This is a genomic window from Hoeflea sp. AS16 (assembly GCF_038900095.1).
Classification (GTDB): domain Bacteria; phylum Pseudomonadota; class Alphaproteobacteria; order Rhizobiales; family Rhizobiaceae; genus Hoeflea.
The window spans coordinates 349,192-363,143 of record NZ_JBBMQQ010000002.1 but is presented as its reverse complement, the minus strand read 5'-3'; the positions used below and the strand labels follow the sequence as shown (position 1 = coordinate 363,143).

The window sequence follows — 13,952 nt, the reverse complement described above, 5'->3', positions numbered from 1 at the left end:
TCACTTAACGGAACAGGTGGACCATCGTCATCGACACCGCGGGAACGTAGGTCACGAGAAGCAGCGCGCAGATCGCCGCGAAATACAGCATGCCCATTCTGCGCGCGATGGAAAGCACCCCGACCCCGGATATGCGCGACGCCACGTAGAGCGTCGCCCCCACCGGCGGGGTAAACAGGCCGACGGCCACGTTGCAGGTCATGATGACGCCCAGATGCACCGGATCGATACCGAAGGCCTGTGCGGTCGGCAGGAACAGCGGGGCGGTCAGCAGGATCGCCGGCACCGGATCGAGAACCAGGCCGAGAACCAGCAGCACCAGGTTGACCAGAATGAGGAAAACCCAGGGGCTTGAAGACAGGTCCTGAACAAACCCGACGAGAACCTGCGGCATCTGTTCAAGCGTGATCAGCCAGCCGAGAACCGTCGTTGCTCCGATCACCACCATCACCGTGGCGCTGGTCACGAACGCATCGATCATCAGCTGAGGCAGATCCTTGATGCGGAAATCCCGGTAGACGAAGATCGTCACCACCAGCCCGTAGACCACGGCCAGTGCCGCGGCCTCGGTGGGTGTCACCCAGCCACTGAAAATACCGCCAAGAATGAGGATCGGCATGAACAGCGCCGGTGCTGTTCCGACAAACGAACTCCACAATTCGGCGCGTGTGGTGGTGCGCCCCCCGGGATCGCAGCCGGTGGATTTGCCGACGTAGTAACAGACCAGCATGAACGCGAGACCGAAGATGATGCCCGGCACCATGCCGGCGAGAAACAGATCGGCCACCGAGACGTTGCCGACAAAACCGTAGATCAGCATCGGGATCGACGGCGGAATGATGATGCCGATGGTACCGGCAGCAGCGACGAGACCGGCGGCAAACGCCTTGTCGTAGCCTTCCTTGGCCATGTTCTTGATCATCACCGCGCCGATGGCGGCGCTGTCGGCGATTGCCGATCCGGAAATGCCGCCGAATATCATCGAGGCCCCGACCACAACCATGCCAAGCCCGCCCGGCATGAAGCCGAAGGCGGCGCGGGCAAACCCGATGATGCGCAGGCCAACGCCGCCGCGGCTCATCAATTCACCCGCGACGATGAACAGCGGGATGGCAAGGAAGTGGTTGGGCTCAACCCCGCCTATGAAATTGAGGTAAAGCGCCTGCAGCGGATAGCCCAGGTCGAACACGAGGATCGGCAGGATCGCGGTGATCAGGATGGCCCAGACCAGCGGCACCCCGATGAAAACGGTGGTGAGAAACACCGCAATGACAAACAGCAGGATCACAGCACGGCTCCCGTATCGGCACCATCGACATGATGGGCGATCGGCGGACCATCACGGTCCGGCGGCGAACGCCAGTCATGCAGCGTATTGAAGACATGAAAAATCAGCGAAAGCCCCATGCCGACCGGCATCGAGGCGTAAAGAAAGCCGACAGGCCAGTACAGGACCGTCGTTCTCTGGGCCCAGGTATGGCTGGAAATCGAGTATCCCTCTACGATCAGGCTGACCATTGTCACCATCACCACGATGTTGATCGCGACCGACAGGAACCGCTGGGCCTTTGCCGGGAAGAACATCTCGACAATCTCGGTGACGCGCATATGCGCACCGCGGGCGATTGCCGCGGCACAGCCAAGAAAGGTTGTCCAGAGCAGAAGAAAGGCGGTGACTTCGAGGGACCAGGCAAGATCGAACCCCGCCGCGCCCCTGAGCGTCGCATTGACGAAGACAAGCGTGACGATTGAAATGCCACCCAACACGAGACAAATGTCGATCAGGCCGCTCAAGACCCGTAACGCGAACGGGTAGGTAACCCTGTAATCCATGCCGAAGCCCCAGACAAAAGGATCAGGACCATCAAGGCCCTGATCCAGGTTTCACCGAAAGCGAAGACTTATTTCGCTGGCATCATCTCACGGATCTTGGCTGCATCAGCCAACACCTTGTCAACAGCCTCGGCGCCGTAAACGCCACGGGCCTTGTCATAGACCGATGCAACCGCATCGCGGAAGGGGCCGATTTCAGGTGTCGACACCTTGGCGCCGGCGGCAGTCATTTCCTCGAGCTGTGCGTTGACCGAGTTCTTGACCAGGTCACGACTGAAGGCGGAGGATTCGACGGCGGCTTTCTTGACCGCTTCCTTGTCCGCGTCCGAGAAACTCTGCCAGGTCTTTTCAGACACCGTCAAAGGCAGCGGGCTGTAAACATGGCGCGTCAGGGTGATGTAGGGCGCCACTTCGTAGAAGCGGAGCGACTTGATCGTATCAACCGGATTTTCCTGACCGTCGACTGTGCCTTGCTGGATCGCAAGATAGACGTCGGTGATCGGCATCACCACGGTCTGGAAGCCGACAGCTTCCATGGTCCAGCGGATCATGTCGTTCGGAAACACGCGCATTTTCTTGCCGACCGCATCTGCGGGCGATGTCAGCGGGTCCTTGGTGGTGTAGCTGCGGAAACCGGCTTCCCATGTCGACAGAACCCGGAAACCGACTTCAGGCAGCTTGTCGAATTCACCCTTCAGCCATTCGGAATTGTCATAAAATTCCCAGCCCTGCTCATAGGTGTCGACCAGGAAAGGCATCGCGGTCAGGTTGAGCGTTGTCAGGTGCGTGGCATAGGAGCCCGTGGCCGAAACGGTGAAATCAACCCCGCCCAGCTGCAGCTGTTCGATGGCCTTGGGGTCATTTGCGAGCTGTCCGGCCGGGAAGATGCGGACTTCATACCGACCTTCCGTATACTCCTTCACCTTCTCGGCAAAAACCTCGGCTGCAGCCTGACGCGAACCGCCAGGATTGTCGGTATGGCTGAACTTCAGAACCGTTTGGGCGTATCCGGATGTGGCAAGCGCGCCCATCAATGCGGTTGTGACGGCCAGCGTTTTGATCAGAGTCTTCATGTTGTCCTCCCAGGCAAAAAATCTGTGTTGCAATTATTTAACGTATACATTAAAAAATTCATTGTCAAATTCGTTTTGCAGGCTCATCCGGCCCTTTCAATGCCGGTTCATCACTCAGGGGAAATTCATGGTCCATTCATTCGAAATCGCAGTATTCGAGGGCGACGGGATCGGGCCGGAGATCACAGCCCCGACGATGCGCATACTGGAAGCCCTGGCAAAAGGGCAGCCCGATTACGAGCTGGCTTTCACCAAGGCTCCGGCTGGCGCCGCCTTGTATGCCAAGACCGGAGAATCGCTGCCATCCGCCTCGATGGAGACGGCACGGCGCGCCGATGCAATACTGCTCGCAGCCATGGGTCTACCATCGGTTCGCTACAAGGACGGCACCGAGATTTCCCCGCAACTGGATCTGCGGATCGAACTCGACCTGTTTGCCGGCGTGCGCCCCGTGCGGGTCGTGCCGGGCCAGCCCACCCCGCTCAAGCTTTCCGGTGGCCAGTCGATCGACTTCGTGCTGATCCGGGAAAGCACCGAGGGCCTGTTTCATTCCAAGGGCAAGGGAGAAGTGACAAAGGACGAGGCGCGCGAAACCCTTCTGATCACGCGCAAGACCAGCGAAAAGCTGTTCCGCTTTGCCTTCGAGTATGCCCGGCAGCGCAAGGCCCTGGGCACTGGCAAGGGCCGGGTGACCTGCGTCGACAAGGCAAACGTGTTTCGCGCCTTTGCCTTTTTCCGCGAGATCTTCGATGGCGTGGCCAAGGAATATTCCGAGCTGACCGCCGACCACGCCTATGTCGACGCCACTGCACTCTGGATGGTCGAGAAGCCCTGGCTGTTTGATGTTCTGGTCACGGAAAACATGTTCGGTGACATTCTTTCCGATCTCGGCGCCGGCATCATGGGCGGGCTTGGACTGGCGCCATCCGCAGATATCGGCCACGACCACGCCGTGTTCCAGCCTTGCCACGGCTCGGCCCCCGACATCGCCGGAAAGGGCGTGGCCAATCCATTCGCCATGGTCCTGTCAGCCGCGATGATGCTTGACTGGCTCGGCACAAAGCACAACATCGAGAAAATGGTCTCCGATGGGGCGAAATTGCGCGACGCCGTTTACAAGGTGGTCGCTGACGGCAGCGTCCTGACACGCGATCTTGGCGGAACCAGCGGCACCGAAGCAGCCGCCGATGCGGTTCTGGAACAAATCACGGAAAAGGCATGATCGTGGACAAAACCTTGCGGGTCGCCTGCCTGGGCGCGGGATATTTCAGCCAGTTTCACTTCGACGCCTGGGAACGGATTGAAGAGGTGGAACTGGTCGGCATAGCCAACCGGAACATCGAAAAGGCCCGGCAGACCGGTCATCCGGCATTCGCCGGTCTCGAGCAAATGCTCGAAGCCACGTCTCCGGATCTTCTCGACATCATCACGCCACCCGAAACCCATCTGGCTGCAATCAAGGCGGCGCTGGATCACGGCGTCAAGGCAATCATCTGCCAGAAGCCGTTCTGCGCCTCACTCGAGGAAGCCCGGATTGCTGTCTCTCTTGCAGAAAAGGCGGGCGTTCCGCTGATCGTGCATGAAAACTTCCGCTTCCAGCCATGGTACCGGGAAATGGCGCGCTCTCTGGCTGCCGGCGAGATCGGTGATGTTCATCAATTGACCTTCCGCTTGCGGACCGGTGACGGACAAGGCCCCGATGCCTATCTCTCGCGGCAGCCGTATTTTCAGAAGATGGAGCGCTTTCTCGTCCACGAGACCGCGGTGCACTGGATCGATACCTTCCGGTTCCTGCTCGGAGACATCAACGCTGTCTATGCCGACCTGAGAAAGATGAACCCGGTGATCGCGGGCGAGGATGCCGGCTACATCATTTTCGATTTCGATCACGGCGTCCGGGCCATCTTCGACGGCAACCGCCATCTCGATCATGCATCCGAAAACACCCGCACGACCCTGGGCGAGGCATTGCTGGAAGGCACCACCGGCACCATCACCCTGTCCGGCAACGGCGCCTTGCATCTTCGCTCTTTCGGCCAGACCAAAACCCGGACCCTGCTCGAGCCACGGGACTGGCGCGGTTTTGCCGGCGATTGCGTGTTTGCACTTCAGCGCCACGTTGTCGATGGTCTCATGGGAAGCGGGCCATTCGAAAATACTGCAGCCGATTATCTTCGTGTTATAGAGGTCGAAGAAGCGATCTACCGGTCAGCAAACGAGGGTCGGAAACAAGGGGTTTAGAGTGTCCGTGGAAGCAAAATCAAAGTCTCAGAGTATTCGGGCAGTGGATGCACTCAGAGCGTTGATATTTGCGGGCGAGTTGCCTCCGGGGTCGGATCACCTTGAAAGCGAACTCGCCGAAAAACTCGGCATGTCGAGAACACCGGTCCGCGAGGCGACCCTCGTTCTCGAATCGCAAGGCCTGCTGGAAGTCCGCCCGCGCAAGGGCGTCCGGATATCGGCCTTGTCAGCCGATGACATGCGCGAAATCTACGAGGTGCTGACCGAGCTTGAAAGCCTGGCCGCATCGCTTGCCGCCGAAGCGCGTTATTCCGAACAAGAACTGTCCCGGCTCAAGGCCGCGACCGTTGAGATGGAAGCCAGCGTGGAAGCCAATGATCGCGAGGGCTGGGCCCGCGCCGATGCTGCCTTCCACGACGAACTTGTCCGCCTGGGCGGCAACAAGCGGATCCAGACAATCGTTTCCAATTTCAACGATCAGGTCAGACGGGCAAGGGCCCTGACGCTGCATATGCGGCCAATGCCCAGGAAATCCAACGAAGACCACCGCGCACTTTACGAGGCCATTGCCAGGGGCGATTCCACGGACGCGCGACAGATCCACTGGAGACACAGGACCGAGGCCAAGGACATGCTCATCAACCTGCTCAACCAGCACGGCCTTCGCCGGGTCTGATCCCCGCTCCTGCCCGAGACTATCAGCGCCGGCAAGCAATCGCCACGTTCTCCATTTGCAGACGCCGCGGCCGGGAACCCGGCAAGAAAATCCCGTCAGCTCAAAACGCCAGCAGCGCCCCTCGGGGCGCTGCTGGTATGAAATTCGATTGTTTCGATTGCAGCAAGTCCTGTGCCCGCAGCAGCTCTAGTAGGTGGCCCGGCCACCAGACAGATCGAAAGCCGCGCCGGTGGTGAAGGAATTTTCCTCCGAGGACATCCACATCACCATGCTGGTGATCTCGTCGACCGTGACAAACCGGCCGCGCGGGATCTTTGACAGCATGTAGTCGATGAACTCGGGGCTCATCTGCTCGAGAATCCGTGTCTGGGCGGTCGCCGGTGTCACGCAATTGACGGCGATGTTCTGCCCTGCCAATTCCTTGCCCAGTGATTTCGTCATCGCGATAACCGCGGCCTTGGATGCCGAGTAGGCCGAGGCATTGGGATTGCCTTCCTTGCCGGCAATCGACGCGATATTGACGATCCGGCCGTAATTGCGGGCCATCATGCCAGGCACCACGGCCTTGCAGCACAAGAACGTGCCATCCACGTTGACCTGCTGCACCTTGCGCCACACCTCAAGCGGATATTCGGCCAGTGTGCTGGTCGGACCGGCAATCCCGGCACTGTTGACGAGGATATCAACCTTGCCGAAGGCTTCCTCGGTTTTGGCAAAGGCAGCCGCCACCGCGTCTGCATCACTGACATCGACCTGAACCAGCAACCGGTTCGCCTCGGCGATCGCGGTAATCTTGGCTTCCGGTGAACCGATATCCATGTCCCATATCGCCACACGTGCGCCGGATCTGGCCATTCGCTCGGCAACCGCAGCTCCGATGCCGTTGGCGCCGCCGGTCACGACCGCAACCTTGTCCGCATAATCATAATTGTTCATTTCACCCTCTCCTTTATCTCGGTCATAACCACACACGCGCCGCCGGGCTTTCATGTGACCTGAGCCCCACCGTCACCTGGACCAGGGAAAGCAAGCGCACTTTCCCGGGGCCATCCCGCGTCAAGAACGCTCCAGCGCAATGCGGCCTTTGAGCTTCACTCCTCGACATAAGTTTCCAGCAGGTACCGTGCTGTCATCGAATAGTGCGAGGACAGCGCTTCAATCGCGCGCGGCGCGTCACGCGCGATTGTCGCCTCGGCAATTTCCCGGTGTTCATTCCTGGCGTTCCGCCCGCCGCCTTCCAGAACAAGCGACAATCTCCGGTACCGGTCACTCTGGTCACGCAGGGTTTCACAAAAGCCAAGCGTGAGCTTGGAGCCACATTCGGAAATCAGGGTGTTGTGAAAATCGGAATGACGGGTTTCCCATTGCTCGTTGTAGAGGCTCTGGTCTTCGGGGTTTTCCCTCGGCAGCCGTTCGAGAACATGCAGGCTGGAGAGAATTCGTCCCTCCCACATCTCATCGCCATTCTCGATTGACCGCTTCAGCGCCCAGGACTCCTCGCGGATCCGAGTGTCGACGAGATCCTGCAGGTCAGACGCGCTGAGCGGCGCCACGCGGTATCCATGATTGTGCTCGGCGGTCGCAAGACCCGTCGCCACAAGGCGTGCCAGTGCCTCCCGGACCGGCGAGACACTCATCCCGCACAGTTCCTGAAGTTCAGAGGTTTTCAACGGCGCACCGGGCTTCAATCGCCCCGATACGATCGCGTTGCGCAAAATTTCCCATGCTTTCGTGCTTCTGCTAATCATCTAAAGGTTGCCAAACTTTCGAAAGTGTTTTAGATCATGCACAATGTTGCCATCAACAGGGTGGCTCATGCAATAGATATCTTTAGCAGGAGGAGGAATTTATGAAGACCATTTTGGCCCTCGCAGCCGTAGGCATGACTTTGTATGCCGCGCCGGCCGTTTCCCAGGAAGTCACGATCCGGTTCCCGGTCGAGTATTCGCTGGAAATCACGCCTGGCGCCGCCAACCAGGAATTCAAGAAGATCGTTGAAGAGCGGTCCGACGGACGGATCGAAGTCAAGTTTTTCCCAAGCGGCAGCCTCTATCGCGGCCTCGATCTCGTGCAGGCAATCCTGCGCGGCGATGCTGAAATGACGACGCTGATTTCCGCTTACTGGAGCGCACTTGCGCCAAGGAGCGCCGTGTCGGAACTGCCTTACGCATTCCCGACCAAGGAATCCTTCTACAAGGCCATCGACGACAAGTTCTTTGAACGGGTCTATGCCGAAACCGAAGAAAAGGGCGCAACCGTAATCGGCATCCTGCCGTTCGACTACCTTGTTCCCGGCACCCGCGAAACGGCGCTGATCAATCCCGAAGACATGGCCGGACTGAAGTTCCGCGGTCTGGGCAAGGTCAATCTTGCCATGCTGCAGAAACTCAACGCCCAGCCGGTCTCGATCAACTTCGGCGAAATTTCGCCGGCCATTCAGCAGGGCGTCATCGACGGCCTGAACGTTCCGACCGACAGCTACACCGTCTACAAGTGGGAAGAGAGCATCCGGCACGTGACCTACGCGCCCTACTACATGGCTTTCTATCCTTGGACCGTGAACACCGCATGGTGGAACGGACTTGACCCCGAGCTTCGTGAAATCATCCAGACAGCTGCCACCGAGGTTGCCAAGAGCCACCGCAAGCGCTCGGAAGAAGCCTCCGACAAGGCGCTGGATGACCTGCGCGCTGCCGGCGTTGCCGTTCACATGCAGTCGGAAGCAGAACGCGACAACTGGATGAAGGCAACACGTTCGGTCTGGACGGAATTCGAATCGCAGATCGGCACCGATCTGATGACTGAACTCGAATCCTACAGCAAGTGATGTTGAACAAGGTCAGCAATATCCTGGCCCGAGCTGAGGACGGCCTTGCCGTCCTCAGCCTCGCAGGAGTCTTTCTTCTGGTGACTTACGACATGACGTCCCGGACATTCTGGGGTGTTTCCCTTCCCTGGTCTGAAGAATTCGCCCGGGTTCTGCTGATCATGCTGGTCTATCTCAGCGCCATCGGGCTGACACGCCGCAATGATCATATCCGCGTCGAGTTCATCGTCAGCCTGCTTGGCGAGCGGGCCCAGAAACGGCTCGGCTGGTTCGCGGATTTTCTGTGCCTGGCGTTCACCCTGTCGGCCACATGGCTCGGCGTCGTCTTCGTCAAGGAATCGATCCGCTTCAACCTGAGTTTTGCGCATTCCAACCTGCCGTTCCCGGTCTGGGTTGCCCAATTGATCGTACCCATCGCCTTCGCGCTGATCAGCTTGCGGCTCGTCCTGCGCCTGCTCGGCGCCGGACAGGCCACCCAGCGCGAAACCGGGGAATAACCCAAATGTCCATTCTTCTCGTCTGCCTCATCCTGTTCTTGCTGGTGATCGGCGTTCCGGTCGGCTTTGCGCTGTGGCTTTCAGGCCTCGCCTTTGTCCTGGCCACGGGCGCGACGTCGCTGACGCAGGTGGCGCAGTCCATCTATTCGTCGCTGGACAGCTTCGTGCTGCTGGCCGTGCCGTTTTTCATTCTCGCCGGCAACATCATGCTGCGTTCCGGCTTTGCCAAGCACCTCTTTGCCTTCATGCAAAGCCTGGTTGGCGGCGTCCCCGGCGGTGCCTCGATCGGCGCCACCGGCGCCTCGGCCATTTTCGGCGCCATGACCGGGTCCTCGGTTGCCTCGGCTGCCGCCCTGGGACGGACGATGATCCCGACCATGGAAGCGCTGGGCTATCCGCGCCGCTATACCGCTGGCCTGATGGCAGCAGGCGGCACCCTGGGGATCCTGATCCCGCCGAGCGTAGCGATGGTGATCTTCGCCGAACTGTCCCAGCAATCGGTCAAGAGCCTGTTTCTTGCCGGCGTCGTTCCCGGCCTGATATCGGCAACCGCCATCGGCATTGTCGCTTTCACCATTGCCTTCCGGCATGGCTACGGCACCCGCACCGAGGCCTTCAGCCCGCATGCCGTGTGGCAGACCTTCGTCAAGGCGGGCCCGGCACTGGGCATGCCTGCCATCGTTCTGGGCGGCATCTATCTCGGCTACACGACACCCACCGAGGCGGCGGCGCTGTCAGTCGTCTACGGGTTGTTCATCGGCATGTTCGTCTACCGCTCCATCGGCATCAGCGACCTGCCGCAGATTTTTCTCGACAGCGCCCGCGGCACCGGATCGATCCTCTTCATTCTGTCGGGTGCGCTGTTCATCGGCATGCTCGCCACGCTGGTCGGCATTCCCCAGTCCATCGTCGAGCTGATCACCGCATACAACCTATCGCCGATCGGCTTCCTGCTGCTCGCCAATGTGATGCTGATTGCTCTGGGGTGTTTCCTCGACGGTTTCACCCTGCTCACCGTGGTTGCGCCGTTGTTGCTGCCAACCGTTGCGGCGCTCGGCATTCACCCGATCCATTTCGCCATCGTTCTGGTTCTCAATATCGAGATCGCGGCAGTGACGCCGCCCATCGGGCTGAACCTGTTTGTCATTACCGGGATCTCGGGAACCAGCATGAAGGACGTTGCCATCGGCGTCGCTCCCTTTGTCGCGGCACTGGTGGCCGTTCTGCTGCTTTTGACCTTCACCCCTTACCTGTCCCTGCTCCTTCTGTAACCGAGCGGACATCACATCAAGAAAAGGATACAACATGAAACTCGTCAGGTTTGGTGCCGAAGGCCAGGAACGTCCGGGCATTCTTCAAGACAACGGAACAATCCGCGATCTCTCCGGCGTGGTTGAAGACTTTGCCGGTTCCGCGATCAGCTGCGACGTGATCGAAAAGCTGAAAACGATTGATCTCGACAGCCTGCCTGAAGCCGACAAGGGCGTTCGCCTGGGTTCGCCGCTTGCCAGCATCGGCAACTTCATCTGCGTCGGTCTGAACTACACCAACCACGCCAAGGAATCGAACTTGCCGATTCCGGCCGAACCGATCCTGTTCAACAAGGCGCCCAACAGCCTGAACGGCCCCAATGACCCGGTTATCAAGCCTGACAACGCCAACAAGCTCGATTGGGAAGTCGAACTGGCAGTCGTCATCGGGCGCCCTGCCTACAGGGTCTCGCGCGCCGACGCGCTGAGCTATGTCGCCGGCTACGCGATCTGCAACGACGTCTCCGAGCGCAGCTGGCAGGCCGAAGGCACCGGCCAGTGGGTCAAGGGCAAGAGCGCCCCGACCTTTGGCCCGCTTGGCCCATGGCTGGTCAGCGCCGATGAGATCCCAGATCCGCAGACGCTGGACCTGACGCTGGAACTCAACGGCAAGGTGATGCAGTCCGGTTCGAGCGCCGACATGATCTTCCCCATCGACGAGATCATTGCCTTCACCTCGCAGTTCATGAAGCTAGAGCCCGGCGATGTCATCACCACCGGCACCCCGGCCGGCGTCGGCATGGGCTTCAAGCCGCAGATCTGGCTGCAGGCGGGTGACGAAATGCGCCTGACCGTGACCGGCCTGGGTGAACAGCGCCAGACCGTGCAGGCCGGCTGAGGCCGTAAACACAGGAGTGGGTCATGGACATTATCGACAGCCATCATCACATCTGGCGTCAGGTCGACCTGAAATGGTTGCAGGGGCCGATGCAGCCCCGGATCTTCGGCGATTATGAATCCATACGGCGCGACTACCCGATCGAGGAATACCTCGATGACGTCGCGTCGTCGGGTGTCACCAAGTCGGTCTATGTGCAGGCAAACTGGCCGAACGACCAGTTCGAGGACGAGGTTCGCTGGGTACAGGAGACCGCCGACAGATCCGGCTGGCCACACGGCATCGTCGGCTATGCCGACATGACGCTCAGCGATGCCCGCCCGCAGCTGGAGCGGCTTGCCGCCTATCCCGCCATGCGCGGGATCCGGCAGCAATTCCACTGGCACGAGAACCCGCTTTACCGCTTCGCCGCCAGTGCCTCGATGGCAGAGGAACCGGTGGTTCAGGACAATATCCGCAAGCTGTCGGAATTCGGCTGGACCTTTGACCTGCAGTTGTTTGCCGGCCAGATGAAGGCGGCTGTGGGCCTGGCCAGGGCCTGCCCGGATGTCACCTTCATCCTGCAGCATGCGGGCATGCCCGAAGACCTGTCGGTCGAGGGCTGGGCCGCATGGCAAACCGGCATGCGTGCGATGGCAGAAATGCCGAATGTGGTCAGCAAGCTGTCGGGCTTTGGCACCTTTGTGCATCGCGTCGATGCCGAGCTGATCAAGCGGATTATCTTCGAAACCGTGGAGATGTTTGGCCCGGAGCGATGCATGTTCGGTTCGAACTTCCCGATTGAAAAGATCTGGAGCTCCTACGAGGCGCTGGTGCAGGCCCACATGTCCGCCGTCAGCGAACTGGGCGATACCGCCATGCAGCAAATTTTCCACGATACGGCCGCCAGAGTTTACCGGCTCTAGGACAAGAAAATCCGACCTCGCCAGTCAGGCGAGGTCGGATGAAACGTCTTTTGATGACTCAGTCCTGCATTATCCGCCCGGCATCAGTGCCTAGCCAAGGGCTGCGATCACCGCATCTGCCCGGGTGACGGTTGCCACGTTCTGCATTGCGTAATTGATGGAGACCTGGTGCCATTCCGCATTCATGCTCGAACAGGCGTCTTCGGGCACGATCATGTGAAAGCCCTTGTCGGCACCTGTGCGGGCGGTGTGCTCGACGCTCATGTTGGTCCAGCTGCCGCAATTGATGATGGTGTCACGGCCGCCGTGGTGGAGATAGGATTCCAGCCGCGAGGTTTCCCATGCGCTCATGCTCATTTTCTCGACGACGAGATCCCCGGCTCTCGGCTCGAGTCCCGGGGCCGGCTTGACGCCCCAGGTGTCACGCACCAGCGCCTTTTCGGTTTTCAGCCCCTGCATCAGCGCTGCATGCTGCGCCAGATAGGGTGCGCCGGGTTCGATCACCATCCAGACATGGATGATCATCACTCCCCGCGCCCGCGCCGCATCGACCAGTCGGGCGATATTGGCAACCACGTTTTGCTGCCGGGCGTGCTCGGGTGAGCCGGTCGCGGCAAAGGCGCCGCCATCGATCATCACGTCGTTCTGCATGTCCTGCACGATCATCGCCGTGCGGGACGGGTCGATCCGGAAATCCAGCCGGTCCTTGAGGATCAGCGGCGAGGCAACAGCCGGGGCCGGTGTTGCCGCTGATGCGGTTGATGCGGTTGATGCTGCAGGAGCAACTCCGCCACGTGCACTCATGAAAGCCTCCTGCTGGCCGCGTGTTCTGGTCTGCACGCGATACAGCGAGGTCGAGGCGCACAGGTACAGCGTGCTCCAGTCCGGCCCGCCCCAATGCAGGTTGGCAACCATTTCGGGACACTCGATCTTGCCGATCAGTTCGCCATGGAACGAGTAGACCCAGACACCGCCGGGCGCCGTGACATAGACATTGCCATGCTCGTCGGCCTTCATGCCGTCGGGCAGGCCCGCAAGCTGATCGTCCTTGATGCCGCCGGCGAAGACCCGTCCATTGACCAGGCGTCCATCGTCGGCCACATCGAACATCCGGATATTGGCCTGATCGGTGTCGTTGACCCACATCCAGCGCTGGCAGGGGGAAAAGCACAAGCCGTTGGGCTGGGTGAACAGGTAGCGGTCGACAACCAGTTGCGGCTCGTCCCCCGGGCGATGGTTGGGCGGCAGGCGGTAGACCCCCTGGAACCCCATCTGGAGCGGCCGCGGCACACCGAAATGCTCCAGCCGTCCATAGGTGGGATCGGTAAAATAGATCGAGCCGTCACGGGCGGCGATGATGTCATTGGGGCTGTTGAGTTCGCGGCCCTCGAAATGCGTGCACAGGACCTCGCGCCGTCCATCCGGCCGGATGCGCACCACCGAACTGGTGGCGTGTTCGCAGACCAGAAGGTTGAGCTCGGCATCATAGGTCATGCCGTTGCCCTTGTTGGACGGTCGCGCGATCTCGGTGACACCACGCCCGGGTGTGTATTTGCGCCGGACATCGCCCGGCATGTCCGAGAACATCAGGGATTGCTCGACCGGATGCCACAACGGGCCTTCGGTGAAGATGAAGCCCGACGCCAGGTGTTCAACCGGGGCCGAGACATCGAATATGCTGTGAAATCCGTCCGCTATAGCCTTGTGCGCCATATCAATCCCCATTGGTAAAACCCGGCCCTGCCATCATGG

14 protein-coding genes are annotated in these 13,952 nt (G+C 60.0%); 8 read left to right on the top strand and 6 right to left on the bottom strand.

Going from position 1 to position 13,952, the window contains the following annotated elements:
• Positions 1–4: 4 nt before the first annotated feature.
• The 3 genes from WNY80_RS07085 to WNY80_RS07075 form a co-directional block, all read right to left on the bottom strand.
• Positions 5–1,288 (bottom strand): TRAP transporter large permease, encoded by a 1,284-nt coding sequence (locus tag WNY80_RS07085; protein WP_342886646.1) that lies wholly within the window; start codon positions 1,286–1,288, stop codon positions 5–7.
• Complete coding sequence (locus WNY80_RS07080) at positions 1,285–1,833, bottom strand: TRAP transporter small permease (RefSeq protein ID WP_342886645.1); 549 nt, start codon at positions 1,831–1,833, stop codon at positions 1,285–1,287. Before WNY80_RS07080 ends, WNY80_RS07085 begins: the two co-directional genes overlap by 4 nt.
• A gap of 68 nt (positions 1,834–1,901) precedes the next feature.
• Positions 1,902–2,906 carry a TRAP transporter substrate-binding protein gene (locus tag WNY80_RS07075; RefSeq protein ID WP_342886644.1) on the bottom strand — a complete coding sequence of 335 codons (1,005 nt, stop codon included), beginning with the start codon at positions 2,904–2,906 and terminating at the stop codon, positions 1,902–1,904.
• Positions 2,907–3,033: 127 nt separating this feature from the next.
• Here WNY80_RS07075 and WNY80_RS07070 point away from each other — a divergent pair, with 127 nt between their 5' ends.
• Genes WNY80_RS07070 through WNY80_RS07060 form a run of 3 tightly spaced genes read left to right on the top strand, consistent with a single transcriptional unit; the run spans position 3,034 to position 5,823 of the window.
• On the top strand, positions 3,034–4,128 hold the full coding sequence (locus WNY80_RS07070) for an isocitrate/isopropylmalate dehydrogenase family protein (protein WP_342886643.1): 1,095 nt from the start codon (positions 3,034–3,036) through the stop codon (positions 4,126–4,128).
• On the top strand, positions 4,125–5,147 hold the full coding sequence (locus WNY80_RS07065) for a Gfo/Idh/MocA family oxidoreductase (RefSeq protein ID WP_342886642.1): 1,023 nt from the start codon (positions 4,125–4,127) through the stop codon (positions 5,145–5,147). The genes WNY80_RS07070 and WNY80_RS07065 overlap by 4 nt, the downstream gene beginning before the upstream one ends.
• A 43-nt stretch (positions 5,148–5,190) precedes the next feature.
• Entirely contained in the window at positions 5,191–5,823 is a 633-nt protein-coding gene (locus WNY80_RS07060) for a GntR family transcriptional regulator (protein WP_342886641.1), read from the top strand.
• Between the two features lie 186 nt (positions 5,824–6,009).
• On the opposite strand, the gene WNY80_RS07055 is transcribed toward WNY80_RS07060, so the two are convergent.
• A complete protein-coding gene (locus WNY80_RS07055) occupies positions 6,010–6,759 on the bottom strand; it encodes an SDR family NAD(P)-dependent oxidoreductase (RefSeq protein ID WP_342886640.1) in 750 nt (249 codons plus the stop codon).
• A gap of 155 nt (positions 6,760–6,914) precedes the next feature.
• On the bottom strand, positions 6,915–7,571 hold the full coding sequence (locus tag WNY80_RS07050; protein ID WP_342886639.1) for a GntR family transcriptional regulator: 657 nt from the start codon (positions 7,569–7,571) through the stop codon (positions 6,915–6,917).
• Positions 7,572–7,672: 101 nt separating this feature from the next.
• On the opposite strand from WNY80_RS07050, the gene dctP reads away from it, so the two are divergent.
• From dctP to WNY80_RS07025, 5 genes are all read left to right on the top strand, one after another.
• Complete coding sequence (gene dctP / locus WNY80_RS07045) at positions 7,673–8,650, top strand: TRAP transporter substrate-binding protein DctP (RefSeq protein ID WP_342886638.1); 978 nt, start codon at positions 7,673–7,675, stop codon at positions 8,648–8,650.
• Positions 8,651–8,730: 80 nt separating this feature from the next.
• Positions 8,731–9,147, top strand: a complete 417-nt coding sequence (locus WNY80_RS07040) for a TRAP transporter small permease (protein WP_342886637.1) — start codon at positions 8,731–8,733, stop codon at positions 9,145–9,147.
• A 5-nt stretch (positions 9,148–9,152) separates the two neighbouring features.
• Positions 9,153–10,418, top strand: a complete 1,266-nt coding sequence (locus WNY80_RS07035) for a TRAP transporter large permease (protein ID WP_342886636.1) — start codon at positions 9,153–9,155, stop codon at positions 10,416–10,418.
• Positions 10,419–10,452: 34 nt separating this feature from the next.
• On the top strand, positions 10,453–11,295 hold the full coding sequence (locus WNY80_RS07030; RefSeq protein ID WP_342886635.1) for a fumarylacetoacetate hydrolase family protein: 843 nt from the start codon (positions 10,453–10,455) through the stop codon (positions 11,293–11,295).
• A gap of 23 nt (positions 11,296–11,318) precedes the next feature.
• A complete protein-coding gene (locus WNY80_RS07025; protein ID WP_342886634.1) occupies positions 11,319–12,200 on the top strand; it encodes an amidohydrolase family protein in 882 nt (293 codons plus the stop codon).
• 90 nt (positions 12,201–12,290) lie between these two features.
• Here the strand turns inward: WNY80_RS07025 and WNY80_RS07020 are convergent, their stop codons facing one another.
• Entirely contained in the window at positions 12,291–13,913 is a 1,623-nt protein-coding gene (locus WNY80_RS07020) for an isochorismatase family protein (protein WP_342886633.1), read from the bottom strand.
• Between the last annotated feature and the right edge of the window lie 39 nt (positions 13,914–13,952).